Annotated in this window: 21 protein-coding genes; 6 read left to right on the forward strand and 15 right to left on the reverse strand. The window is 61.0% G+C overall.

Features of this window, described 5'->3' with window-relative positions; translation table 11 throughout:
- Window positions 1-95 precede the first annotated feature (95 nt).
- Window positions 96-371 carry a recombinase family protein gene (locus tag ASH00_RS16050; protein WP_056550434.1) on the reverse strand — a complete coding sequence of 92 codons (276 nt, stop codon included), beginning with the start codon at window positions 369-371 and terminating at the stop codon, window positions 96-98.
- 317 nt (window positions 372-688) lie between these two features.
- Here ASH00_RS16050 and ASH00_RS16055 point away from each other — a divergent pair, with 317 nt between their 5' ends.
- Window positions 689-1,507: a hypothetical protein gene (locus ASH00_RS16055; RefSeq protein WP_056550443.1), complete on the forward strand. Its 819-nt coding sequence runs from the start codon at window positions 689-691 to the stop codon at window positions 1,505-1,507.
- 393 nt (window positions 1,508-1,900) lie between these two features.
- Window positions 1,901-2,431, forward strand: coding sequence for a hypothetical protein (locus tag ASH00_RS16060; RefSeq protein WP_056550445.1), 531 nt, complete (start codon window positions 1,901-1,903; stop codon window positions 2,429-2,431).
- Between the two features lie 77 nt (window positions 2,432-2,508).
- On the opposite strand, the gene ASH00_RS16065 is transcribed toward ASH00_RS16060, so the two are convergent.
- Window positions 2,509-3,339, reverse strand: coding sequence for an FtsK/SpoIIIE domain-containing protein (locus ASH00_RS16065; RefSeq protein WP_056550447.1), 831 nt, complete (start codon window positions 3,337-3,339; stop codon window positions 2,509-2,511).
- Between the two features lie 155 nt (window positions 3,340-3,494).
- On the opposite strand from ASH00_RS16065, the gene ASH00_RS16785 reads away from it, so the two are divergent.
- Window positions 3,495-3,635 (forward strand): hypothetical protein, encoded by a 141-nt coding sequence (locus tag ASH00_RS16785; RefSeq protein ID WP_157359190.1) that lies wholly within the window; start codon window positions 3,495-3,497, stop codon window positions 3,633-3,635.
- A gap of 24 nt (window positions 3,636-3,659) precedes the next feature.
- Here the strand turns inward: ASH00_RS16785 and ASH00_RS16070 are convergent, their stop codons facing one another.
- From ASH00_RS16070 to ASH00_RS16125, 13 genes are all read right to left on the reverse strand, one after another.
- Window positions 3,660-4,076: a hypothetical protein gene (locus ASH00_RS16070; RefSeq protein WP_056550452.1), complete on the reverse strand. Its 417-nt coding sequence runs from the start codon at window positions 4,074-4,076 to the stop codon at window positions 3,660-3,662.
- Complete coding sequence (locus tag ASH00_RS16075; RefSeq protein ID WP_056550453.1) at window positions 4,069-4,941, reverse strand: hypothetical protein; 873 nt, start codon at window positions 4,939-4,941, stop codon at window positions 4,069-4,071. The genes ASH00_RS16070 and ASH00_RS16075 overlap by 8 nt, the downstream gene beginning before the upstream one ends.
- An 83-nt stretch (window positions 4,942-5,024) precedes the next feature.
- Window positions 5,025-5,402, reverse strand: a complete 378-nt coding sequence (locus ASH00_RS16080) for a hypothetical protein (protein ID WP_056550454.1) — start codon at window positions 5,400-5,402, stop codon at window positions 5,025-5,027.
- 167 nt (window positions 5,403-5,569) lie between these two features.
- Window positions 5,570-6,412 carry a hypothetical protein gene (locus ASH00_RS16085; RefSeq protein ID WP_157359191.1) on the reverse strand — a complete coding sequence of 281 codons (843 nt, stop codon included), beginning with the start codon at window positions 6,410-6,412 and terminating at the stop codon, window positions 5,570-5,572.
- 89 nt (window positions 6,413-6,501) lie between these two features.
- On the reverse strand, window positions 6,502-9,012 hold the full coding sequence (locus tag ASH00_RS16090; RefSeq protein ID WP_056550457.1) for an FtsK/SpoIIIE domain-containing protein: 2,511 nt from the start codon (window positions 9,010-9,012) through the stop codon (window positions 6,502-6,504).
- A 28-nt stretch (window positions 9,013-9,040) separates the two neighbouring features.
- The gene (locus tag ASH00_RS16095; RefSeq protein ID WP_157359192.1) at window positions 9,041-9,976 is read right to left on the reverse strand and encodes a hypothetical protein; all 936 of its coding nucleotides are present in this window, start codon (window positions 9,974-9,976) and stop codon (window positions 9,041-9,043) included.
- A gap of 389 nt (window positions 9,977-10,365) precedes the next feature.
- A complete protein-coding gene (locus ASH00_RS16100; RefSeq protein ID WP_200954841.1) occupies window positions 10,366-12,018 on the reverse strand; it encodes a zinc-ribbon domain-containing protein in 1,653 nt (550 codons plus the stop codon).
- A gap of 184 nt (window positions 12,019-12,202) precedes the next feature.
- Entirely contained in the window at window positions 12,203-12,439 is a 237-nt protein-coding gene (locus ASH00_RS16105; RefSeq protein ID WP_056550460.1) for a hypothetical protein, read from the reverse strand.
- A 143-nt stretch (window positions 12,440-12,582) separates the two neighbouring features.
- Window positions 12,583-13,209, reverse strand: a complete 627-nt coding sequence (locus ASH00_RS16110) for a hypothetical protein (protein ID WP_056550462.1) — start codon at window positions 13,207-13,209, stop codon at window positions 12,583-12,585.
- A gap of 351 nt (window positions 13,210-13,560) precedes the next feature.
- Window positions 13,561-13,689 carry a hypothetical protein gene (locus ASH00_RS17130; protein ID WP_268760535.1) on the reverse strand — a complete coding sequence of 43 codons (129 nt, stop codon included), beginning with the start codon at window positions 13,687-13,689 and terminating at the stop codon, window positions 13,561-13,563.
- A 92-nt stretch (window positions 13,690-13,781) separates the two neighbouring features.
- Window positions 13,782-14,591, reverse strand: coding sequence for a Cof-type HAD-IIB family hydrolase (locus ASH00_RS16115; protein ID WP_056550464.1), 810 nt, complete (start codon window positions 14,589-14,591; stop codon window positions 13,782-13,784).
- Between the two features lie 29 nt (window positions 14,592-14,620).
- Entirely contained in the window at window positions 14,621-15,376 is a 756-nt protein-coding gene (locus ASH00_RS16120; RefSeq protein ID WP_056550465.1) for a pentapeptide repeat-containing protein, read from the reverse strand.
- Window positions 15,377-15,498: 122 nt separating this feature from the next.
- Window positions 15,499-17,889: an ATP-binding protein gene (locus ASH00_RS16125; protein WP_056550466.1), complete on the reverse strand. Its 2,391-nt coding sequence runs from the start codon at window positions 17,887-17,889 to the stop codon at window positions 15,499-15,501.
- Between the two features lie 193 nt (window positions 17,890-18,082).
- On the opposite strand from ASH00_RS16125, the gene ASH00_RS16130 reads away from it, so the two are divergent.
- From ASH00_RS16130 to ASH00_RS16140, 3 genes are all read left to right on the forward strand, one after another.
- A complete protein-coding gene (locus ASH00_RS16130; protein WP_056550468.1) occupies window positions 18,083-20,002 on the forward strand; it encodes a hypothetical protein in 1,920 nt (639 codons plus the stop codon).
- A 556-nt stretch (window positions 20,003-20,558) separates the two neighbouring features.
- Entirely contained in the window at window positions 20,559-20,948 is a 390-nt protein-coding gene (locus ASH00_RS16135; protein ID WP_056550470.1) for a hypothetical protein, read from the forward strand.
- A 111-nt stretch (window positions 20,949-21,059) separates the two neighbouring features.
- On the forward strand, window positions 21,060-22,622 hold the full coding sequence (locus ASH00_RS16140) for a signal peptidase I (protein WP_082566221.1): 1,563 nt from the start codon (window positions 21,060-21,062) through the stop codon (window positions 22,620-22,622).
- The last annotated feature ends 2 nt before the right edge of the window (window positions 22,623-22,624 follow it).

The raw sequence follows: 22,624 nt of genomic DNA on the forward strand, positions 1-22,624 counted from the left end.
CTCGACGGCATGACGCCGAAACAATACTGGGACACCTGGACGCAGAAAAATCAACTAGCTATCGCATAGCCACTGGACTGCTAACCGGGACCCAATCAGAGCACCTTCAGCGTGACGCCTTTCAGGGTGAGCTCCTCACTGATTTCGATCAGGTGCTTCAGGCTTCGGCCGGCGCGGTCCAGACGGGTGATGACGAGGGTGTCTCCGGTGCGGAGCGCCTTCCGGCACGCGTCCCACTCCGGCCGGGATGCCTTCGTCCCCGTCATCACGTCCGAGTACAAGACCTCACAGCCGGCGGCCCGGAGCTGGGCTTCCTGAGCGTCCAGCGACTGATCGGACGTGCTGACCCTGGCGTATCCGATGACAGCCATCAGACCGTGTCTTCCGAATGTGGATGGTTCGTCCGGCTCGGACCATTCACCGCGAATGTGCTCATAAGGCTTCCGATCATCACGCTTGCGAGTCAGTGCAGCAATCCTGCTATCAAAACCCTACCCCAACTGATAGTTAGATTCTGAAAGGGTTTTGATAGTTCGAACCGTCTGCAAAACGATCTCGCCCCGGATTTCGCATAAACGACCGTGATTCTGAGAGGGCCGAGAACGCATGTCTGAGGTCCGATACACGAGCTGCCAGGCGGTTCGAGCAGCTACCTTATATACACGCCCACTTCGAGTAGAGAAGGCCGATGAACCAGGAGCGCCCGGACGAAACGATCGCGAAACAGATCGTTGAGCAGGTAATGGGAATCCAGCTCGAACATGCGGACACTCACGGCGGAGTCGATTACAAGTCCTCCGCCGGCGACGTCGCCCTTGAAGTTACGACTGTCACTGAAGGTGCGAGAAAGGGCACTCGGGAGGCGCTCTCGAAGTCCGAAGCACTGGGTTCTACGACTGAGCTGCAGGCGTGCTGGATTGTGCATGCCATGGACACTCAGCCACGGATGAAGAACTTCGTACAGCAGGTGCAGCAGGCAATCGCGGAACTGGAGTTCGCAGGCGAGACGCGCTTCGACCGGGAGGACGCGGCAGCGCACATGGTCGAGAAGGGGGATCTCTCACATATTTATCAGCCGCTTCTGCAGGCGGGTGTCGAGCGAGCGATTCACTTCCCCCATCCTGACCGCCCAGAGGATCCGGATCACATTCACCGCATTCACACCGTCACCGGAAGCGGAGGATCGGTGAGCGGCAGCGACGAGTCGCTTGACCGGCTGGTGAAGGCACTCGATAAGAAGACCGACAATCCGGCGAAGCTGCGCGCATCCGGCGCTGAGCAGCGCCACTTGTTCGTGTGGCTGGACGACGACACTTCATTCAGCATCGGCCGTCCGCTCGCCCACGGTTTTCCGAACTGGGCGGATGAAGGTTGGGGTCTACCCACAACCGCGCCGAAGTTGGACCCCGCCATCACTCACTTTTGGGTAGTGCATAACCGGTCGGGGTTGGGCTGGCTCTGGGACGGCGAAAAGTGGCAAGAGCTGCGAGACCTCCCTCTGACTTGATTCTGCTTCACACTTCATCCTCGTTTTTGTGATCGCGCCGAGACCAGCAAGACAATCAATGGGACAAACCCATGCTAGGGCTTCAGGTCGACAACCCAGGCGGGAGAGCTTAACAAGTTCCTTCTTGCGGCCGAGTCCACCGATTGTCGCGAGCACAACAGCAAGGGCCCCGCACCGGATCGGGTCCAATACGGGGCTTCCCGTTGCCTTAGCCGCTGCGGGAGAAACGGAAACTCTGCACTCCTCCGGTGGGGGCCCACGATGGCGTGCCTGTAGGCGGGCAGAGTCAGCGCCTGGACTGCGGGAACCAGTGAACACCCCATTGTCCGTTTTCCGTGCAATGGGTTACCGTAAGAGCGTAGCAATCAGAATGATCGAAGAGTTGGAGGAATTATGTCTACTGAATGGGTTTTGCTTCCGGTGCCGGAGGAGGACTACGCGGAGCTGAAGCAAATAGTCGAGCGCCGACAGCAACAGCGAGGTGAGGTGTCCCACCCCTTGCTGGAGGAACTGCGCAGGGACGAACTGGTAATCGACACGATCAAGCGCGCCGCCTTCGGCAAACACAAGGTGTGGCCGGACTCTGCGCTCGAACGCTTGGCCGAGGAGTCGACCCTCATCACGCAGCGTTTCGCAAGGGCTATGGACCTGTGCGCACAGACTCCGGGTAGGGTGTTCTCGACCGAGGAGGTGTCAGCAAGGTTGGGCATCTCAGTAAATGAGTGGCGCTCCGCGTGCCGCAAAATCGGCGCCCACCTCGAGAAGCACTATCCGGAGGTGCCGAGGTTGGAACATGGACCCTCTGCCGGGAAACCCATGTGGCCGCTAGTGCCTATCTCCGGCCGGTACCTGAAGGTGTCCGACCAGCTGCACGTTGGCATCACGGCAGAACAGGCTGAGCGCTGGACGAGCGTCCGCCGATAACGCAGCAGGTATAAACCCCTTAGGCAAGAAGGCCCCGCACCGGATCGAATCCAGTACGGGGCCATATCGTCCGACTTCTAGCCGGCGTACGGGAAGCGGAAGCTCTGCACTCCTCCGGTTTCCGATGCCAGGATGCCGGCTCCCGGTTCGGGCAGCGGGCTCAAGGTTTCGGCGAGGCGCCCTGCATCCATCCGGTCGACCGCGCGAAAGGTCGCAGCGATCATCGGACCTCCGACGTAGCCGCCCGGGCGCAGCACCAGGATCCGGTTATGCAGGTGATCCTGCATGATTCCCGGGACGCTGTTGCGCATGGTGATGAGGACCAGGTGGACTCCCGTGGACTTGGCCTCGAGCAGGATCCGCTGAACCAGGAAACTGATTCGCTCTGCGGCCGCATTGTGCTCGGAGCTCGCGCGGTAGTGGCCCTTGCTGGTATCGACGCCGCGGGGAAGGGTCGGGTGCAGTGTCACAGTCGTGCCGTACTCGTCGACGGCGATGACGAGTGGGCGGACATCTTCGGTCCGGCGGACGTCGTTGGGCAGGTGGCGCCAGCTGAGGACGCCATGTTCGCGAAGGAGCTCCTGACGCTTGATGATTTCGTCCAGTACGTCTTCGAGGGTCTTGATTGCCTCGGGCACATCCGTAACCAGGGATGACGGTTCGACGCTGTCGCTGAAACCGCGTCCGTGGGAGATGACGTCGACGGCCACGATGTTGGCGCCGGCCGCGGCGCTGCGCTCGATCAACCGGTGTACGAGCGTGGACTTACCGGAGCCCGTCGAACCGATGATCAGGGTGTGCGGGTTGGATGTCAGATCGAGGCTGACCGGATGGCCTTTTTCGCCGTTACCGATAGTGGCGATGAAGCGGGGTGCTGCGGTGGTCGTTTCGTGCGCGGTGATGGTCAAGGCGGTTCCTGCTCTGCTGGAGTGCGGCCCTGAGGATTCCACGGGCCTACTAATGCAACATTGCCGTTGCGTTACTCGCTACTTTACCAACGCAACCGGGACGTTGCAAGACGTGTGCGTACAGCTGTTCGCGTCGCCGCCGATAAGCTGATCCCATGGTGGTTACAGGAGTGATTCGAGGCGCAGACACTGATCAGGTGAGCGCCGAGGGCGCGACCTATGAGGACGCCAAGGCACAGATGTTGGCCCGAATCCCCGAGGGCTACCACCTGATCGCGATACACACCGACCGGTAGACATAGAGCCGCCCGAGAACACTGTCACTCGCCTGAGGGCGAAACGCTTCCCTCATCCCCCGGCAAGAAGTAACGCTTCCGGCCGCGGCCGCCGGCGACACCTGGATAAGTTTTGACGGTCACGCCGTACTTCTCCGGCTGGGCTGCCACGGTCTGCTGGTGGATTCCCAGCCGCCGGGCCACCGCTGCGGCAGACATGCCAGGAAGCGAGCCGGAATTATCCTGACTGAATTTGCTCTGCGCCCACTGGCGCGAGGCCAGCCGCAATTCGTCGGCGATCTGCTGCCAGGTGGCGCCTTCGCTGCGGGCCTCTGCGACGACTTCCCGCTCGAGGTTATCCAGCTCATCGCGCAGCACAGCCACTGCGGCCATCGGGGTGATGCCGGTCTTGGCGGCCGTCTCTGCGACCAGCCGGCGCAACGGTTCTGTTTGCTCACTCATACCGAAGGCACCTTATGCCCGGGCGTGGCCAATAACGTAACGGCTCGCTATTGGCCGGTCCGCTGGCGGATACGACGCCGACGAATGTTCCTGGCACAGTGAGGGCTGCCAGCTCGTCGAGATGCTCCGGGGCAAGCTGAATGCTGCGCGGCGCGATGTCGGCGATCTCCTGCGGTGTGTAGCCGCACTCGGGTGTAGGGCCGGCGATGAAGACCGGCGAAACGGGCTGGCCGCGGTACGAGGCGGTAACTTCCGATTGCGCGATCAGGTTGATCGGCGCAGTGCCGCACTCCGCTACGCCGCCACCGGGTGCGACGAAGGTCGGGCCCAGTGGAACCTCCGACCCGATGAGTGCCGGGAAGCTCTCCGTGACGCGATCCCCCGCCGGCGTCAGGACGTCGAGGCGCTGCTCATCCAAGCTGATCCTGAACCGGACAGCAACCTTCTCGATGACCACACCGGACTCGCTAATCCAGCCGGTACCGCCATTCACCGGAACGCCTTCGCCTGGCAGGGCGCGCCTGGACGGGAGCATCACTCGGATCCAGCCCACCGACCGACCGATTACCGGAAGGGCCTCCTCGGAGGACACGGTGGCTATCGGATAGCCCTGGTTGTCGTGAACTGTGATCGACCCGTTAGGCCGGGCAACCTCGCCGGTGAATGCCGCGGCGCCATCAATCAGCGGCGTGTGGACGGTAGTGAAATAGCTCGACAGAGGGAGATCATCCGCCGGCGGCAACGGCGCGGATTCAGCCGGCGGCCGCGTGTCGTGTGGCGCCACAGCTGACGGCACCTGTGCGCAGCCGGCGAGGATGAGCGCTGTGATGGCGGCCAGGACAGCTCTGCGGCGCGGTGGTGACATCGTAGGTCCGTATCTTCCAGTTGGGCCGGGTGCAAGGTCTCTGTGCGCCGGCACGCCTGACGGGTGTCATTTCAGCGCGAGTGTTACTTCTCGACCGTTGTCACGGCGCCACCTGCGGCGGTGTCGGAAACCACGACATGGTTGGGGGCCCCGGCGTTGGTGGCAGTCAGCGTGAAGTCACGGCCATTGGGGTTCATCTGCACGGACAGCACGGTGCCGGCAGAGACCACGCATTCCGCTACGGCTGCCGATGCGGATTCCTGGGTGTGGACTCCCCCGGTTACCGCGGCGTCCGCGACCAGTTCCAGCTTGCAGTTCTGCACATCCTGGGTGGCATTGATCGTGAAGGCCGCCTCTTTCCGCTGAGGCTGTATCTCTTCCACCATCCCGGTCAGCGTGTGACCCACTGCAATGGTCACTCCCAACCCGATGATGGGACCGATGATGAGTCCGTACGACATGGCGTGCTTCTCTTCCGTGGTGTAGTGCTTGGGCTTCGTATGTTGGAACTAATGCTTGACATTATACGAATACGCGCCAGCCCGCAACCCCACCGCTGCAACAATCTCCAGGAGACACAGAAAGACGGCGGAACCTTCGCTCCGCCGTCTCACTGCTGACCTTTCCGTCAGGCTGCCAGAGCAACCTCCTCCGCCGAAACCTGCGCCGCCGGCCGCCCCATAGAAAGGGATGAATGCCGTTCAGCATTCGCCTCCTTCAAGGACTGCGCTGCCGCCTCGAGCCGGGCTTCGGCCGCGGCCACGTTTGCAACTGCCTCATCATGCTCGGGAACGTTTTCCGCGACGTGCTTCATGTAAGCCTCGTGGCGGAGCTCCGCCTTCCATTTGCGATCCCATGCCAAATACTTACGCTTCGCCTCGGTTGGCATTCCGGTTTTGGGATCCGGCTGATCGTCGATCGGCTTCAGCTTGGCCCAGGCCTTGTTCCTGGCGGTTGCCGCGTCTGCAGTATCGGCTTGTGCCTGCCAGTACTCCAGTTTGGCGAGATCACGCGGGGTGGTCATGTACCCATGTGTCCTCCTAGTCAGCCCCTCCATGTGCCTGGCATCGGTGAGATTATCTTCAGCCGCCAGAACCTCGAGGCGAGCCGCTTCCGCCTTCGCCACGGCTTCATCGGCCCGCAACCGCTTGTCCTCGTCTTCGATGGCTGCGACCTTGGGCGCGTAGTGCCCGTCCAGGAATTTGGTGAACGCCTCACGCTTCTCGAGGAGCCGCTCCCGTGCTGTCTTCCACTCCCGCATGGCCTTGGCGATCGCCTCTTGCCACCTGGAGAGAGCCAGGTCGGCCTCCTCCTGCGTGGTGGCCTGACTAAGCTCATCAGCGCGGCGGGCTAGCTTGGTCAGGTACTTGCCGCAGACTTCCACCCACCTTTTGGCAGCACGAGACGCGGACCGGCCTTCAGGGCTGTGCTTGGGGCACCGGACACCTCCTTCGTCCAAGGAATCACACATTGACGGCCTCCTTGCGGGCGGAATAGATACGGGTTGGGTTCTTCATGACGGTCCTGCTTCCTGTTGGGGTTGGGCTACTTGCTGGGCGGTTACCAATCGAAGGCCTCCACCTCGACCTTGGGCTTCGGCTTCGCCGGCACCGGTTTGCCGAACAGGTCGTCTTCCTGGATGGAAGGTCGCGGCTTGGCCTTCGGCTCGGCGAACATGTCTTCGTCGTCGTCCAGTACAGGAGGACGAGGTGAAGCCGCCGGCGCGGCGAAAGGGTCCTCATCGTCCTGAGCTACTGCCGGAACAGCAAATGCTCTCCAGTCCGGTTCGGGCGCTTCGGGAGCCGCCGTCGTAAGGGACGCGTCCCAGTCGAGCTCAGGCTCCTTCGGGGCTTCCACCACTGTGGTGTCATCATCGTCTTGCAGGTCCTCGAGGCTGAGCTCAAGCTCGCCGAGCTCCTTTACCTCGGGTACAGCGGGAACCGGAACGCTGTAGACGGGAGCGGACTCCACTACGCCGAACGGCGATTCCTTCTCCGGAACTACCGGGCGACGATCCCCTTCGTATGCAGGAACACCCATAGCCGTGAGTTGTTCGACCAGCTCCTCTGCTTCGGCGAAAGCCCCCTGCAGGGCAACGTGGCCACGGCCGTCAATCTCAGCCAGTCCGCGCCCCGGCGTGGGTTCCCGCCCGGTTATAGATGGGTCACCCTGGATGACAGCAGAACCGTGAGCCTGCTCGTACGCCGCAGCCGCGTCCTGGGGGTCTGCGCATGCCATGGCCAGTGAGGTGGTGGAGCTCCGGCCGAGAATAATTCGGGCACCCATGTTTTCGCGCAGCTCTCCGGCACCCTGTCCGATCTCCTGGATGCCGAAGCGCTGAGTTCCGAAGACCAGGTGAATGCCGACGAACCGGCATTCGCGCAGGATCCTGCCGACGTAGTACATGATCTGTTCCTTGGCCATGTTCTCTTCAGCCAGTTCGATGTACTTCGGGGACTCCTTGTCCATTAGCTTTGGCAGGGTTGCCAGCTTGGCCAGGGCCGTTCCCTCATCGACGACAACCAGGATAGGTTTGATTCCATGCTTGACTTGGTCTTCCTTGGAGAGCGCCAGCCACTTTGGGGCGCTGAGGGCCGACAGAACCTTCTTCCGCCGCCTTGCTTCCTCGTAGACGTCCTCCAATACCGCTAGTGCCTCCGGGAAGGACTCACACCCCCAGCCGCCGTCCCGCACGTAGGGCTGAAAACAGCGGAAGTCGAGGCCCTCTTTGGTTGGGTCAAGGATGGCCACTTCGAACCCGTGTGCGAGAGCCGAAAAGATCATGGTCTGCAGGAAGATCGACTTTCCGGATCCGGTCCGACCGACAACCAGAGCATGAGGGGTAGCCGCAAGGTCAACGACAACAGGCTTGTTGTAACCATCCCGACCCACAACCAGCTCTCCCCATTTGCCGTTCTGGATGACGTCGTAGTCGTAGCCGACGCGCGACGGCATGCTGATCGGAATGCCTGCCGTCATCTCGATGACGCCGCGGGCGTCGTCGACAGACACCCACCAGCCGGAATGACCGACCGTGTTCTTGGCCAGACCCAACCAGTAGGCGATTTCCTTGTCCCGGTCCGGAGAGCTCTGATCGGCGCGGGTGATGATGACCTTTGCCAGGAACCCGACGCCGTCACGCACACCGAAGATAGGAAGCAGTTCAAGCTCCCAGCTCTTCTGCCGCGGGTTCTTGCGCAGCAGGCGATCGCGCAGCTCCATCGTTGCCGGTGGAAGGACAGCGGTCACCGCCTGGCGCTTGTACGGGTCGTAGCTAAGCATGGTTCGGCCGTAGGCAGCGTGCTCGGCGGCGATAGCTGAACCGTTGCCTGTGGTTGCGCTTGGGCCGAGCAGGTAGACGCTCTTTCCTGGGCGCATAGCGGGCAGCTCGCCGCGGACGATGTGCACCGAAGACATGCCAGCAGACTCAACACGGTCGTATTTTTCGACCTGCCAGCCGGCACCGAGCTTGCGCCAGAGTGCGGCAATCAGCTTCGCGCGCTCTTCAAGTGTGTCGCGGTACGTCACCGGAACGGGGACAACCATGCGCTCGACACCGTGAGGAGCAGAGGCCGGCTCAACAACCTCCACTTGCTGCCTAGGAGCTTCGTACTCCGGCTCGGGCGCCGATTCGTATGTGTACTCGTCCTCGCCTTCATCCGGCATGCCCTGCTCCAGCGCTGGAATAACGTCATCCCAGCTGAGCCCAGCTGCCTTGAGCCGCTTCAAGGCTTGCTTCATGGCGGACCTATCGGTGCCGCGCAAACGACGGGTGCGTGACGCTTCAATGGCGACCAGGATGTCGTCTTCGGTGTACACACGGGGAAGTGCCTGGGTCACTGGGGCCGTAGCTGTCACCGGAGCGTCGTCCGCTACGGATGCGGCTGCCAGCTTGTCGGTGCGTTCCCTCGGGGAGAAGTACTCGAGCACGTCTTCCAGGTGCTCCTCGGTCCAGCCTGCCCGGGCGAGCACGTGCTTCGCGCCCGCCCGGTCCCCCGCTGCAACCAGCTCGACGTACTGCATGGCGATCTGCCGATCCTTGCGGCTGTACTTCGAGGTGATGCTGAACATGGTGTTCCTTCGTGTCGAGCTGGGTGGATTAGAGCAGGTCGTCGGCGGTGATGAGATCCGCGGCAACGTGTACTACTGGTGCGTCGGCGACATCGTCAGCTCCCGAGATCCTGCCGGCAATGAGTCCGCCGGACTGTGCCTCTTCACGGCGGCGCTGGATGGTTTCCTCGGAAGCCTCGTTCAGGACGAGAACCGTGTGGTCAGACTGCTCGTGGTTCATTTCCCACTGCGGAGCAACGAGGGCCAGGATGCTGTCGGCTTGGGCGTAGTGCAGCACTGCGGAAATCGGCGGTGGGTTGATAGTCAACTCCAGGCCGGTGTCCTCGATGTGCGAGTCATCCCAGTCGGCCAGCGGCGAGGAGAACGCCTTGCTGAGCATGACGATGTTCCGAGCGCGGGCCGCGTATTCCTCTTCCACTGCAGCGTTGTGGGCACCCGAGGCTTTGACGGCCAGGTAAACGGTGGCACCCCAGACCGTAAGGAAGGATGCGAACGCCAGGAACGATATTGCGGAGGTGACGAACGTGGGGATCGCACTGGACTGTCCGACCAGCATGTAGAGCACCTGTGAGACCAATGCCGTAGCGCCGCCGTAGATGGCGATCTTCCGGACTCGGCGCCCTTGCAGGAGTTCTCCGAGGCGCGCGCGCAACGTCTTGAGCTCAAAGATGATGCCGTTCCGTGCCGAGAGTCGCCTGGCGATCACCATGAAGGTCAATGGCAGTATTGCGAGATGCCACAGACCACTGAAGGCGGTCATGAACGCAAGGATAAGAGGAAGGAAGGTGTAGAAGCCGGCGGAGATCCACTGGCCAGAAGAGCGCAGGAATCCCTCCTCCTTGTCGGTGCCGCGAACGCCTGCGGGCCGATCTCCGTAGCAAGCGAGTACGGGGATGAGGAAGAAGAAGACGAAGAGGAGCTTCACGCCCTTCTCAGCGACCGCGGTCTCGAAGGATTTTGACATGTTCTGGGCCTTTCTGGCCGAGTAGCTTCTGCGACGGTGCCGTTGCAGCTTTTCAATAAGCATAACAGATCCGTTGCAGAGGTGGTAACCCCTCAACGGAATCAATTCTCGGCCTATATACAGGGGGTCGGAGGGGCGCTTTGATGCGATCATGAAGCCATTACGATCGAGGATCCCGAGCATCTTTCCGATACCGGACTGGTCCATGGATTGCACGAACTGTCGGTGCAAAGCTGATGGCCTATATCCGCCGGCGTAGGAGTCCAGGCGTGGTTCCAGGGCGCAAACCCACCCCGCCGGCACGACCACTGAGAGAGCACCAGAATGAAAAAACGAGCGCAATCAGCCCTGGCCGCGACCCGGCCGTTCACACGTAGCCGACGGTGTTGCTACTGACCGAGCCACTCCGAGATCTCTGTGATGACCCGGTCGGGCTGCGGTGCCGTCGAATAGACGCGGATCTCCAGGTACTCCGGCGAATCGACTTCCAGGCTTGGCAAACTGTCCTCGCGGAGCCTGACGACCTTATACCCGGCCGAGAGGAGGTCCAGTGTCTTGCGCTGATCGACCAAGCGCTTCGGTTCCGGACTGTGCCAGTAGGCGCCGTCGTACTCGACCGCCACACGTGTATCTTCGCGCTCAATGAGGATGTCGATGGTCCAGCTCTTGCGGGTAGCGAAGACGCTGTCGCGAGCAACTGCACCAGAGCGAACCTTCTTGAAGACCGTTTTAGCCGCGCTCAAGTGGTCGAGCTCGATACGCGACTTCCCACTTTCACGGCAGTCAGGGCATTCAGCACCATTCGACCGAGAAGACAGTGCCGCTTCCCAGCGGTGGGAGGGGTCCACAGAGCAGATCCACGCCGGCATAAACGATGTCTGCGCATTCGGCCGCACGTGCCACGGTGTGAGGGGATTTGCAGGGTCCCACTCGGCCGCGAGCCCGGGGTCAACCCATCCGAGGGAGTCCAGAATAGTCTGGCACTGCGGGCAGTGCTGCCGCTTGTACTTGTTGCGGCTCTTCACCTGTTCTTCCCACTCATAGCCACAGCACTCAGCCAGCCACCAGACCGTTCGCTTGGAGTCGGGCGTGACGGTATCCGGCGTCAACTTTGTGCCGTTCTTGGTGGGGTGCCACTGACTAGCAATCTCCGGCAGAACCTGACGGAGCATTGGGCGGGGCGGTCCTTCAGCCTTGCCCGCGTTGGTGCGGCAGAAGGTACAACCTGTTTGCAGGAAGAGCGATGGCGACATCCGCGGACGATGCCCATTGGAGCAGGCGAATTTTCTCAACCCGTGGCTGCCTGCCATGACAAAGCGCGGGTCTTCATCCTCAGCCCACGCCGCCATCAATTCTGGGATGTCAGCGATCGGGGTGCGCTTCAGTCGCTCCCGCTCCAAGGCCCACTCTGCGCTTCTCTTTTTCTCACAGACCGGGCACTCCGGTCGCTCTGACATCAGGTAGACGGCTTTCTGGAACTTGTGCCCACACTCGGGGCAGATCCAGTGGCAGGACCTGGTCGCCCTGACCGTGGCAGTTTTCAGGTCGGCCTCATCATTCACCTCGCGATCCCACCATTCAAGGGCGGGAAGGCCAGAATCCCCCAAGAGATTCTTCTTGCCCGAACCACGCTTGGGTTTTGCCGCTACGTTCGTGTTCGAGGGGTTGTTGCGAGTGCAGGTGCATCCCCAGCCGATGTCGCCGAGTCGTTGAGCGGACTGCATACCGCACTGCCGGCAGCGTGTCAGCACCGGCAGTTCACCGTTTGGGAGCTCGCGGACCTCCTCCACAGGGTCAAAGCCGTTTCGATCGAGACATTCAGCAACATCTTGCGCACTGACCGGTCGCGCCCCGCCTCCGTACATGGCCGCCCAACGCGTCCAATGGCAGCGGCGGCACGCCGGCTCGTCCCTGGTTGTGAGCTCGAGCAGGTAGGCGAGTCGGTAATCGCATTCGGCCGCGCAGTCCCGGCAGCGCGTACGCCAGCGCACATTGTTGCCCGGGAAGTCGGTAACCGGGTCCATTCTCAGTTCAGCGAGCATGTTCACGAGGCACTCACTGCACCAAGCTGGCTTCGTCCTGGTGCTGAACGCCGCAGTTCGGCTACATCCGGGGGTGCTACATGTCTGGGCTACCGCTGCCATAAACCCTTCTTACATCTACTCGGCGTCACCGGCCTTCAGTGCGACATTCGATTACATCAGTGTTGAGCGTCTCGACCCACAGCTATGCCCCGCAGATCATGATCCACGGGGCACAGGAGGCTCTGGTTGGTTGTCGCGGACTATGACGTCGCCCGTAGAGCTTCCGCGCGTCAATGGCGGCGTCCGCTGCCAGGAGTACATGCTCGATACCATCAGACGTCAGTTCGCCGGGTGGCATCTCATTGATGGCTAGGCGAACCTCGGGGAGCTTCTTCTCGAGGGCCTTGAAGAGCTCGAAGACAACCGCCTCCTGAATCACTGCATTGAAGTCAGCTGCTTCAACTTTGATTCCGGCCAGACGGCGGAGGATTGCCCAGGTGACAGGTTGGCGAAGATCGATTTCGGTGCGGCGGTCATGGTGCTTCCTTTGTTGGTGCCTACGGATGAGTGAGTAGCGAGTTCCTACGAAGGCTCCACCTCTTCGTCGTAGTCCTCGTAGCCGAAGGAGCCCAGGAAAGTGAGCCGTCCGTCTGGCCACTCAACCGCTGCGTTCGGCTGCCCGGTCGGCGCTTCACCGACGAAGGAGATTTCCCGGCCCTCGGAAAGCCACCCGTCCACGGTTCCGTATTCGGCCTCGTGCTCAGTGACCGTGCGGGGGACCACGATGATGGAGCGGCCCTGAAAGGACACGGGGTCTGCACACTCGGGATCGAAAGTAAGGAACTGCAGCGGCTGGGACCCAGTGTTCGACCACGCGACCGTCCTGTCTTCGCAGTGAACGTACGGCCTGACGCCCGAAGGGGCAGCCGTGAATACAGCCGATCCCGTCAGACTTGCATCGGCGCCAGTCCGGATCGGAACATCGACCTGCCCGAATTCCGTATCGGGAATGACCATGACCTGCTTGGACAGGTCAATGACGATCGCCCGCGGGTTAGGCGGCGTTGCGTCTTGGGAGGGCGTTGATGTTGGACTCGATGAAGCGGCCGGCTGAGTCGTAGGAGGCGTGGATGCTTGAGTTCCGGCACCGCAACCCGACAACAGACTGATGGCGATCAGGGACAGGGCGGACAGTGGTACGAGCTTCATGATGTGCCTTCATTAGAGGTGGATCGGAACGCGATAAGCCGACATTAACTGGGTTCGTCTCCTTTTGCAACGTTGCCGTTGCAAGACTCGGGAGCAACTTTGTGCCATTGAGATAGGCGGAGAGTCTTCGGATGAGGTGACCGCAGTGGTGCTGCTCAGGGCATTTACGCCGGAGCAGGCCCGCCTCTGGCTGGAGGGAAATAATGCGCACTTGGGCGCGCGTCCCATCGACGTTTACCGCCTGGAGGGGGCAAAGCCTGTTATCGAGGCAATCCGGGCCCACGAACAGGGAGCTCACAGCTGAGCTGATGAGCGCCACCAGTGAAGGAGGCCCTCACCTCCTGTCATCCGCTAACTCCGTCGGGCCCCGGCTGTGGCCAGTGTGCCAAGGATGAAGTTCCTCATCTCGAGGTCTGGCTCGTAAGCGCTGACACCGATCAGTCCGCCGTAACTACCGGCGAAGATAGATTCAACGTCCATCGAGAGAATCTCGGTAGAGCCGCCGGAGTATTCCTTACCGCCGTACGAGCTAACGAAGTGGTCGGGCCGAGCAACTCATCCGTACATAGCAGTTACGCTTCGGCGGCGGCCAGCCATGTCTCAAGGTATGCGGCAACACCATCATCGTGGTGGCGAGCGGTAGTGACAGTCGCCACGTCGAGGACGGCCTGCTTGCTGTTCGCCACCGCGATAGACGTTCCCACTGCCGCGAAAGCCGGAATGTCGTTGTAATTGTCGCCGAAGAAGTAGCAGTCCGACTTGGCGTAGCCAAGTTCTTCCGCGGCAGCCTCGACGCCAAGCCCTTTCGAACAGGCCGAGTTAGCAATCTCGAGATAGGTGTCTTTCGACCGGTAGGTGACGACGCCAGGCTCGGTGCTTAGGAGCTCCTCGATACCGTCTACCAGCGACTCCTCGCCCATGCACATCACCTTGTGCGGCGGATTCACATCGACTTGACCTGAGGAGACATATGTCTTGGACGGCATTGGGTGCGGACGTACCCCGGTGTTGTTGATCTCCCGCGCCGTCCAACGGTCGTCACCCCAGACATGCCAGTTCTCGCCAGCAAAAAAGCTCGCATGCAGGTTTGCGTCCGAGCAGTATTCAGCTATTCTCCGGGTGTGGTCCGGGGCGATCGCTACGTCGTGCACGATCGTGCCCCCGCGAGAGAGCACCAGTCCACCGTTGTAGGCGATTAGTGGCTCATCGACACCTTCGTACAACCGTTCGAGGATGCGCATGGACTCCGGCATACGCGAAGAACAGAGCACGAAAGCGTGCCCTGCCGCACGAATCGCTCGAATGGCCTCGATCGTGCGCAGCGATAACGTGCGGTCCGGATTGAGCAATGTACCGTCGATGTCGGTGCAAAACATGGCCATGATGTCTCCTCGTGGACGGGCTGTTTGATTCAGGTGGGGGGCAGAATGGGTAGCCGGGTTCGGTCATCCACGTTCGGATCGCGCAGAATTAGCCCTTCAACGTTGCAGTCGCGAAGATCAGCACCCCGCAAATCTGGGGTTTCAATTGTCGCGTTCCGCAGGTCGGCGGCGCGCAGATCCGCGTTGCGCAGGTCGGCGTCTTTCAGCCGACCACCACGTAAACTGGCGGCACGCAGGTCAGCCCCACGAAATACGACCGCGGTGCCTTTGCAGTCCGAGAGGTCGGCGCGTCGTAGATCGGCTCCCTCTAGATCTGCGCCGTCGAGCAGGGCTCGCGGAAGTCGGACATCCGGAAAAGATGAGTCGACGATTCGGGCATCGGTGAAGTCAGCATCTGAACCGGCCAAGCGTGCGAGATTCGCTGTAGCCCAGTCCACACGTCGCGCCTTGAGCCCGTCGACGGTTGCCCCGTGCAGATTCAGACCGATTGCTTTAGAGCCACTTAGATCAACCCGCGAAAGATCTGATTTTCGCAGATCCGCGCGAGTCAACTCGGTCGAAGAGAGGTCACCGCCGCTCAAATCACGCTTGGCAAGGACAATGCCAGCCAAGCTCCTTCCCGCAACGCGGATCTCGGTGAGGTCCGAAGCTGCGATCAGGGTCTGCACGAACCGTTGCTCCTCGGCGACGCGGCGCTCTCTTTCCGCTTCAGTTCGGTGGAACAGCGCCTCGAGATACAGAACAGAAACGCCTAGAACTGCGCCGACACCGAGGTTGATGCCCAAGTCTGAGTACTTGTTCCCTTCTGAGGGGCCAAGGGCCCACATCGTCATGCCGGCTATGAATATGACGGCTATGACAACGACCGCGGGTAGGCTCGTCGAACGCAGCCTCAACCAGCGTCGCTTCATGCGGTGGCTGCCTCGGCCTCAATTGCGTCGCGTATCAGGGCCGCCCGATCTTCCTCTCCGTTAGCGTCGAGTTCAATGGCGATCGCCTCCAGCAGATCAGTGCGATCGAGACCGCCTGCAACTGTGGCGGAAGCGAACCACTCGAGTGCCCGCTCGAGATCACCGGTTCTCAGCGCAATTTCTCCGAGCACAATTCCGGTCTCGCGAATACCCTGCGCGTAGCCAATTGATTGGTGTCCGCGCAGGGCGCGCTCCGCTGTGAGATTCGCTTCAGAGAACGACTTCTCATCCCGGGCCAGGGTCATGAGGAACGTCGCCTTGTACTGCCAGCCGATTGCTTGCGAACGAACTGAACCGACCTGAGCGCTCCACGAAATCACGCGCTCGATATGCCCGAGCGCCTCGTCCGCCTTGCCCGCCCGTCGCAGCGTCTTCGCATAGGGGATTAGGAATCGGTGGCTCGCCACGCGACTGTCCACAGTGTCGATAGCCTGGCGGTAGAGGCGCTCCGCCACAGAGAGGTCGCCCGACACTCGCGACAGCTTCGCCTTATTGCGCAATGCCCGCGCCCGCAAGGGTCCAGGCGCGAGGTCAGCGTGCATTGAAAATGCTTCATCGACGTTTGCCACATACTGGATCCGATGACTTTCGGCACTGGTTGGTGCGATACCCGCCTGTTGTTCGTACTGGCGTCCGTGCAGCTCGGCCAGATCGCACAGCACTTCGCAGAGGGCCTCAGCGTCGTCAAGCGCTTCCGCGAGCCGTCGACTCCCTTCGTAGGCTTCGAGCGCCTGATCGACTTCGCCCTCAAACAGGAGCACATCGCCCAACATATTGAGTGCGATCGCTCGGGTTGAAGGAGGATTTTCTGCACCAGTCAGCTGCGCGAGCAGCCGCCCTGCATCTGCAATCTGACTCGCGCTTATATACGCGCTCACGAGTTCGAGCCGGATTGAAGCCCTTGAGTCGTTCCCGTCGAACACTACTCCGTCGGAGCACTCCAGCACTTTACTGAACAGGAGGGCGGCCTCGGATGACGCTCCCGTGGCCTGCGCGTTGCGTGCCGCCCGGAGGAGGTAGGGGAAGGCTTTGGCGTGCTTAGCGGCCAGGTACAGGTGCTCACCGATTAACGCGTCCCAGTCCTCGTTTGAGCTAGAGCGCAAGTTGGAAATAACCTCGGCGACCTGAGCGTGAAGGCGTCGCTTACGCAACCCACTAAGTTGCGAGTACAGCACATCGCGGATTTTCCCGTGCGAGAACTCAAAGGCTTCCTCACTTGTCTGGAGCTCTCGGATCAGGTCGACGCCAAGGAATTTCTCCAGATCCTGTAGGAGTTCATCCTCGCCCGCCTCCATCAGCCCATGGAGCACAGCGAAGGCGAATCGCCGCCCGACTACGGCAGCGAGTTCGAGCTCGTGGCGTTCCTCGACGTCGAGCAGGTTCAAACGAGAAGCGATGACCTCTTCCACAGAATCGGGGATGTCCCATGACCCGATGTCCCCCTCGAATGCCCAGACACCGTCACTTTGACTCAACGACACACGTCCGGACCTCGGGTCAGGAGAGCAAAGCATTCGGATTAGCTCACGGGTGAAGAGGGGATTGCCTTCTGTTTCTTCGTAGAGCTTGTTCGTAACCACTTCCGGCAAGTTGGTGGGACCGCCGAGCAGCGACTCCACGAGCGCCTTGAATCCTGCGCTATCGAAGCCTCTGATCTCGTGACTCTGGTAGATCCCTTCCTGACGTCGCGCTGATGCGATCAGGGGACGGACAGGGTGCGCGGGCTCCGCCACCCGGTCGGAACGGAACGCCCCGAGAATGACAACTGGACCTTCGCTGAGTCGCGAGACCAAGCAGATCAGTGCATCAGCGCTACCGACGTCTAGGTGTTCGAGGTCGTCGATGAAAAGCAGAGTAGGTGAGGAACTAGGCTGACGATATTTGCCCATGATCACGTTGGTAAACGTGGCGACGATGGCCTCTCGGCGGCTTGACGGGTCAGCAGACATAGATTCGCTTACCGACGCCATCTCGACTTCGGCAGAGCCGGCGCCGAACTGCGCGGCGATAACCTCTCCCACGGGACGGCCGGCTGCGAGCTGCCGCACGAGCTCCCGCACAGGGAAATAGCTCATCCCTTCATGGAAGGGTTCACATGCCGTACGAACGCACTGATACCCCAGTTGCTCCGCTGCCGCTAGCACAGCCTCGGCAAGTGCAGATTTCCCGGCTCCACTGGCGCCGTTAAGCATGATCATTGCCCCTGCGGGACCGACTTCTCGTCCACTGACGCGCTCGAGCGTCCTATTGATCAGCGCCAACTCCGCGTCGCGTCCGTATAGCCCGCCGACATTGTTGCGATTCACCGCCACCCCAATACGCCCCACATCGCACCGGTTGGCGATAGTGGGTTCATGCTATTGACGGTGCAGGCGAAGGTCAATAGATCGTTTGACTATCGTGACGATGCGCATGTCGCATCGGATGCCGTAGTGGTTGGAAAGCAACAGCTTGGGTATTGACGCGCGACCTCATAATTGAGGTACTGGCGCCTTGCCGGTCATGGCCTGAGGGGGACACATGAAAAAATGGCTGTTGGTGTTGGCGTTATTGACGTCAGCGGCGCTGGTCGCCGGGCTGGCCGTCTGGGCTCCCTGGTCTTCGCCTCAAGAAACCGCGATTGGAACAGCCACCAAAGACCTAGCCACCGGAGAGGGCTGGTCTGCCGCTGCGTCCTTCCCCGACAATCCAGATCTAACGGCCCATGTTGAACCGGCGGGCCCAGACAATGAACAGACTGCGGTATTTCCCGTTGATACAACGCTCAGGGCGCTTGCGGATTACAGCGTTGAGGGAGCCGATTTCCCTGCTGGCGGCGCAGAGATTTCATTCACCTTGGACGAACCGCTGGCCGAAGACAGGGGGGCAGCAATCGCTCATTGGAATGAGACCAGCAAGCGATGGGACCCAGTGGAAGCTGTCCTTTCCGAGGACCGGCGCACTGTGACTGCCGAGGTCACACATTTCTCCCAGTACGGATTCTTCGATTACCTCTTCAACGCCATCGGACAGGTGACCGGGAACGCCGCGTCCAGCGGGGTGACATGCGATCAACCGATACCCTCCTGGGCAGACCCGCAATACTTTGACGACATCAACTCTCCAGTGTTGTGGTGTGGTGGCAAGGACGCGAACAACGCTGACCTTCTCGTTGCCAAGCTGAAGATGAACCGGGACACAGCCGCCAAAGTCACGATCGCGATCGACCCCGACTGGGCATGGAGTGACCTCTGGCAAGGCTCTCCCACAGATTTGGCCACTATGGCCGCCAGCGCCGAGCTCTCTTCAAACCCTTTCGGCAAGCGGGAATACCTGATCCAACCCTTTGGTGAATTGCACTTTGGATTTAGCCGAAGCGCATTGGAAGACCTGTACTACGGCGGCGACAACCCGCCGCTCATCCAGGTGGAGACAGGGTGGTTTTACTCGGCAGCTGGGCTGATGTGGAGTCAGCTGGGTGGAATGGCCGACGGTGACAGCCCTATCGCCGCCATCTCATCCACCATGGCGATGCTTGACTGTGGGCAGGCGTTGCTCACTGCAAACTCAAGCTCCAATGCAGTCGAAGGCTTCCGGGGGACATTGGCCTGCCTGGGAACCCAGCAATCCAAGGACTTGGTTCACCGAGGTGTTCGGACCGTTCTTGCCGACCGCTACCCGCATTTGACCGACGGGTGGATCACGGTGCACTCGAGGAAAATCCTTTCCAAATTCGCGATTCTGGGAGCGGGTGTGCAGACCGTCAGCTTGTCAACGAAAGCCTTCTCGGCCATCGGCGACGCGACGTTGCCGGACAGCGTCAGACAGTTTCAATTCTCGCCCTCGCTGGATGCCATCCGTGCACGGGCGCCTCAGAAAAAAACGTATGACGGAACCCAAATGGGCACCAACTACTCCTTCAGCTATCCGAAGGACTGGAGCGTGGTTGAGCTGAGCGAAAACGAATTCTTACCAGGCCTGACGGTGTCCGACTCCTCAGGAAATAAGGTGGCCACTTTGAGTATCTTCAGCGTCTGGGGTGCAACCGCCGTACAAGGTCAATTTCGGCCCGTGGCACTAACCACTCATCAGCCCGGAACAGGTTCTATGTCAGCCGGCCGGCCGGGCGGAAGCGGGGCCTCCTCGTTCCACGTCCGCACTGTCACCATGGATTTGACCGACTATCCGGCAGACGTCGCCACATATGGCTGGCCACAGCCCGTCGCGGTGGCCGTGTCGGCGGACATGCGTACGACCGAAGAGACAGCAACGGAACTCCCTCCGTACCTGCTCGCCGGGATAGGAGTAATCAACGCGATCGCAAACCCTAACGGCCAACCCTCGGCAGTGGTTCAATTCGGCACAACCAGGCACTTCGCAACGCTTCAGGAGGCAGAAGCGTGGACGTCGACCGACGAATATCAGCGCGTAGTCGACATGATCGCCTCTTTTGACGGCTGAAAACGACACTCCGCCGTATGCCCCTCCTCCTTGGGAGCCACTACACCGCGACAACTAATCGGACACCGAAAACCGGGCGGAACGCGCAACACGTCATCGCGTCTGCATTCGGAAGGCGCGCCTGGCCGGGCTCGTACATGCATGGAGCCGCAGCGATCTCTTGATGCGGCTCGCTTGAGCAGGTCACCCCATGCACCGTAGCTGGACATTGGCGACCAAGTCGTACATTGAGTCGAGCTTCTAGGCGCTCTCTGCCTCCAGGGAAATGGCCATTGCACCAGGCCGCCACTTTTCCGTCCGTCTCGTAGGACCCACATCGTGGATCTGCGGTCGCGGGCTCACTGACTTCCACCGCTTGTAACCACGGCAAATTCACGTCTCAAGGCTCTCATACGCGGGACATTAAGGTGTTTCTAGGTTCCCTGCAACGAAAATGTTGCAAAACAGAGGTCGTTACTTTAATCTTGGAGTATTGGCTTGAGCCAGCAGGTGGAGGCACATCTTCTTTCACCGGATCGGAGTCCGCTGGGGGTTCCGGATCATCGAATGAACAGGAATGAACATCATGCGCAAGTCCACCAAGACCATCGCATTCCTTACTCTGGGTCTAACCACCCTGGTCGGCTCTGCCTTCACCGCGAGCAACACCTTTGCCCCTGGCGTCGCCAACCCGGTGGCCGGCTACGCCTCGACGGAGGTTACAGGGGGGACCGTCAGCACCCTCGGTTTCGAATTGAGCCCATCGGGAGACTCGATTGACTACATTCACCTCCGCCTGGAAGGCGACACTACCTCCTCGAATGTGTCCATGAGCCTCAACGACGGGGCCGCCTTCAGCTGTGGTGCCCTCCCTTTCTTCGACGGATCCCAGACCGAATACTTCTGCACACCGGCCGAGCTCATGATGACAGCCGACCTGAATAAGACCGCCGTCATCATCAGCTAGGTCTGAACCATCCTCAATTGGTTCAGCGTCTGGACTGGACCAACTGAACCTCGACCCGCGATTTCGAGACCATTGCGGTCATATCAGCCAGCCAAGAAGACAGGCTCCTAGATGCGACGCATGAACTGGACCGGAAAGCCAGCGGCAGCGGTCGCATTCATTGCCATCCTGTGGTTCTTCGCGCCCACCACTCTCGGAGGCCAAACAAGTTACGTCAGCACCCATGGCGCCAGTATGCAGCCTGTGTTTCAGGCTGGGGACCTCGCCGTACTTCGCCCCGCGGAAAGCTATCAGGTCGGTGACGTGGTGCTCTACTGGAGCGAAGCTATGGAGACCGATGTAATGCACCGGATTGTGGACGCCCAGGACGGCCGGTTCACCCTCCAGGGGGATAACAACTCTTGGCTGGATCCCGAGCAGCCGCGGGAAGACGAAATCATCGGGAAATTGATGCTCCGGGTCCCGCAGGGTGGTATTTGGCTCAAGAGTCTCACCAGCCCGCCCATGCTGGCCCTTTTCACTTTCGCCTCAATAGCCACCGGCAGTGGAGCTGCCACCCGGCGCAGCCGCAAACGAAAGAAGGCCTCCATGAATCACACTGCCGCCAAGAGCGCCAAAGCGTTCGACAGCAGGAGTAGTAGGAATGCTCCTACTACTCCCCTATGGCTGCTCCCGACACCGGTGCTCACCCTTGCCGCAGTAACCGCCCTCGTTGCCGTCCTCGGCGCAACCCTGGCAGCGCTGGCCTGGACCGGCCCAATGGAGCACTCCTCGACGGCGCCGTCCGCAAGCGGAGCGAAGATGGACTTCTCCTACATGGCCGATGTGGAGCCCAGCGCTGCCTATGACGGAACGGTCGTGAGTTCTCCGGACCCGGTGTTCCGCAACGTCGTCGACACCGTCGATGTCCACTTCGCCTACCGGGGCGAACCCGGGACCATCACCGTGAACGCAGAGCTGTCCACTCCGAGCGGGTGGCGTTCCACCGTGGCTCTTGAGGACCCGGAATCTTTCACCGACAACCTGTACGAAGGCACCGTCCAGCTGGATCTGGACGAGCTCGAGGCGAAAGCACGGGCGGCCGCCGAAGTCACCGGGATGCCGTCAGAGACAGTGACGATCGCACTCACCCCGCATGTTGCAACGGCCGACTCCGATTTCAAGCCCGCCCTCGAACTTCAGCTCACTCCCCTGCAGCTCGCTCTTCCCGGCGGGCCGGAGTCGCTGGCCGTAACGGATACCGCAGCTGCCCCTGCCGGTGAGCCTCGTATGGTCCCACGCACCATAGGGACAGACAGCCTGAACGTCAAGGCAGGGACGGCCCACTGGATCTCCGCAGGCATGCTCTTGGTGGCTGCAGTCCTCGGCGGCGTCACCTACATGCTGGCCCGCAAGGTCGAGCCCCTGAGCGAAAGTGCGACCATCCACCGCCGCCACAAGGCACTCCTGGTGGCCGCCTTCCCGAAAGAAATCCCGTATGGGCAGGAAGTCACTGACGTCGTCGCCTTCGCGGAGCTGACCAAACTCGCCGAGCGCTACGAGCAGAAGGTCGTGCATTGGAGCCACGGTGGGGTCGAGACGTTCACCGTCAAGGACGAAAACACCGTATACCGCTACCGCATCGGAACACCTGCAGATGAGTCGCTGGCGCCCCTTGTAGGGGCTAGCGCGTAACG

Source organism: Arthrobacter sp. Soil782 (genome assembly GCF_001428435.1).
Lineage (GTDB): Bacteria > Actinomycetota > Actinomycetes > Actinomycetales > Micrococcaceae > Arthrobacter_D > Arthrobacter_D parietis.

What these genes read in the sequence shown, in the direction of transcription:
- ASH00_RS16090 (WP_056550457.1), bottom strand. Translation starts at nt 9,012, where the DNA reads ATGTTCAGCATCACCTCGAAGTACAGCCGCAAGGATCGGCAGATCGCC.
- ASH00_RS16130 (WP_056550468.1), top strand. Translation starts at nt 18,083, where the DNA reads ATGAAAAAATGGCTGTTGGTGTTGGCGTTATTGACGTCAGCGGCGCTG.
- ASH00_RS16095 (WP_157359192.1), bottom strand. Translation starts at nt 9,976, where the DNA reads ATGTCAAAATCCTTCGAGACCGCGGTCGCTGAGAAGGGCGTGAAGCTC.
- ASH00_RS16080 (WP_056550454.1), bottom strand. Translation starts at nt 5,402, where the DNA reads ATGTCGTACGGACTCATCATCGGTCCCATCATCGGGTTGGGAGTGACC.
- ASH00_RS16070 (WP_056550452.1), bottom strand. Translation starts at nt 4,076, where the DNA reads ATGAGTGAGCAAACAGAACCGTTGCGCCGGCTGGTCGCAGAGACGGCC.
- ASH00_RS16055 (WP_056550443.1), top strand. Translation starts at nt 689, where the DNA reads ATGAACCAGGAGCGCCCGGACGAAACGATCGCGAAACAGATCGTTGAG.
- ASH00_RS16075 (WP_056550453.1), bottom strand. Translation starts at nt 4,941, where the DNA reads ATGTCACCACCGCGCCGCAGAGCTGTCCTGGCCGCCATCACAGCGCTC.
- ASH00_RS16135 (WP_056550470.1), top strand. Translation starts at nt 20,559, where the DNA reads ATGAACATCATGCGCAAGTCCACCAAGACCATCGCATTCCTTACTCTG.
- ASH00_RS16100 (WP_200954841.1), bottom strand. Translation starts at nt 12,018, where the DNA reads ATGCTCGCTGAACTGAGAATGGACCCGGTTACCGACTTCCCGGGCAAC.
- ASH00_RS16110 (WP_056550462.1), bottom strand. Translation starts at nt 13,209, where the DNA reads ATGAAGCTCGTACCACTGTCCGCCCTGTCCCTGATCGCCATCAGTCTG.
- ASH00_RS17130 (WP_268760535.1), bottom strand. Translation starts at nt 13,689, where the DNA reads ATGGACGTTGAATCTATCTTCGCCGGTAGTTACGGCGGACTGATCGGT.
- ASH00_RS16785 (WP_157359190.1), top strand. Translation starts at nt 3,495, where the DNA reads ATGGTGGTTACAGGAGTGATTCGAGGCGCAGACACTGATCAGGTGAGC.
- ASH00_RS16085 (WP_157359191.1), bottom strand. Translation starts at nt 6,412, where the DNA reads ATGTGTGATTCCTTGGACGAAGGAGGTGTCCGGTGCCCCAAGCACAGC.
- ASH00_RS16060 (WP_056550445.1), top strand. Translation starts at nt 1,901, where the DNA reads ATGTCTACTGAATGGGTTTTGCTTCCGGTGCCGGAGGAGGACTACGCG.
- ASH00_RS16050 (WP_056550434.1), bottom strand. Translation starts at nt 371, where the DNA reads ATGGCTGTCATCGGATACGCCAGGGTCAGCACGTCCGATCAGTCGCTG.
- ASH00_RS16115 (WP_056550464.1), bottom strand. Translation starts at nt 14,591, where the DNA reads ATGGCCATGTTTTGCACCGACATCGACGGTACATTGCTCAATCCGGAC.
- ASH00_RS16140 (WP_082566221.1), top strand. Translation starts at nt 21,060, where the DNA reads ATGCGACGCATGAACTGGACCGGAAAGCCAGCGGCAGCGGTCGCATTC.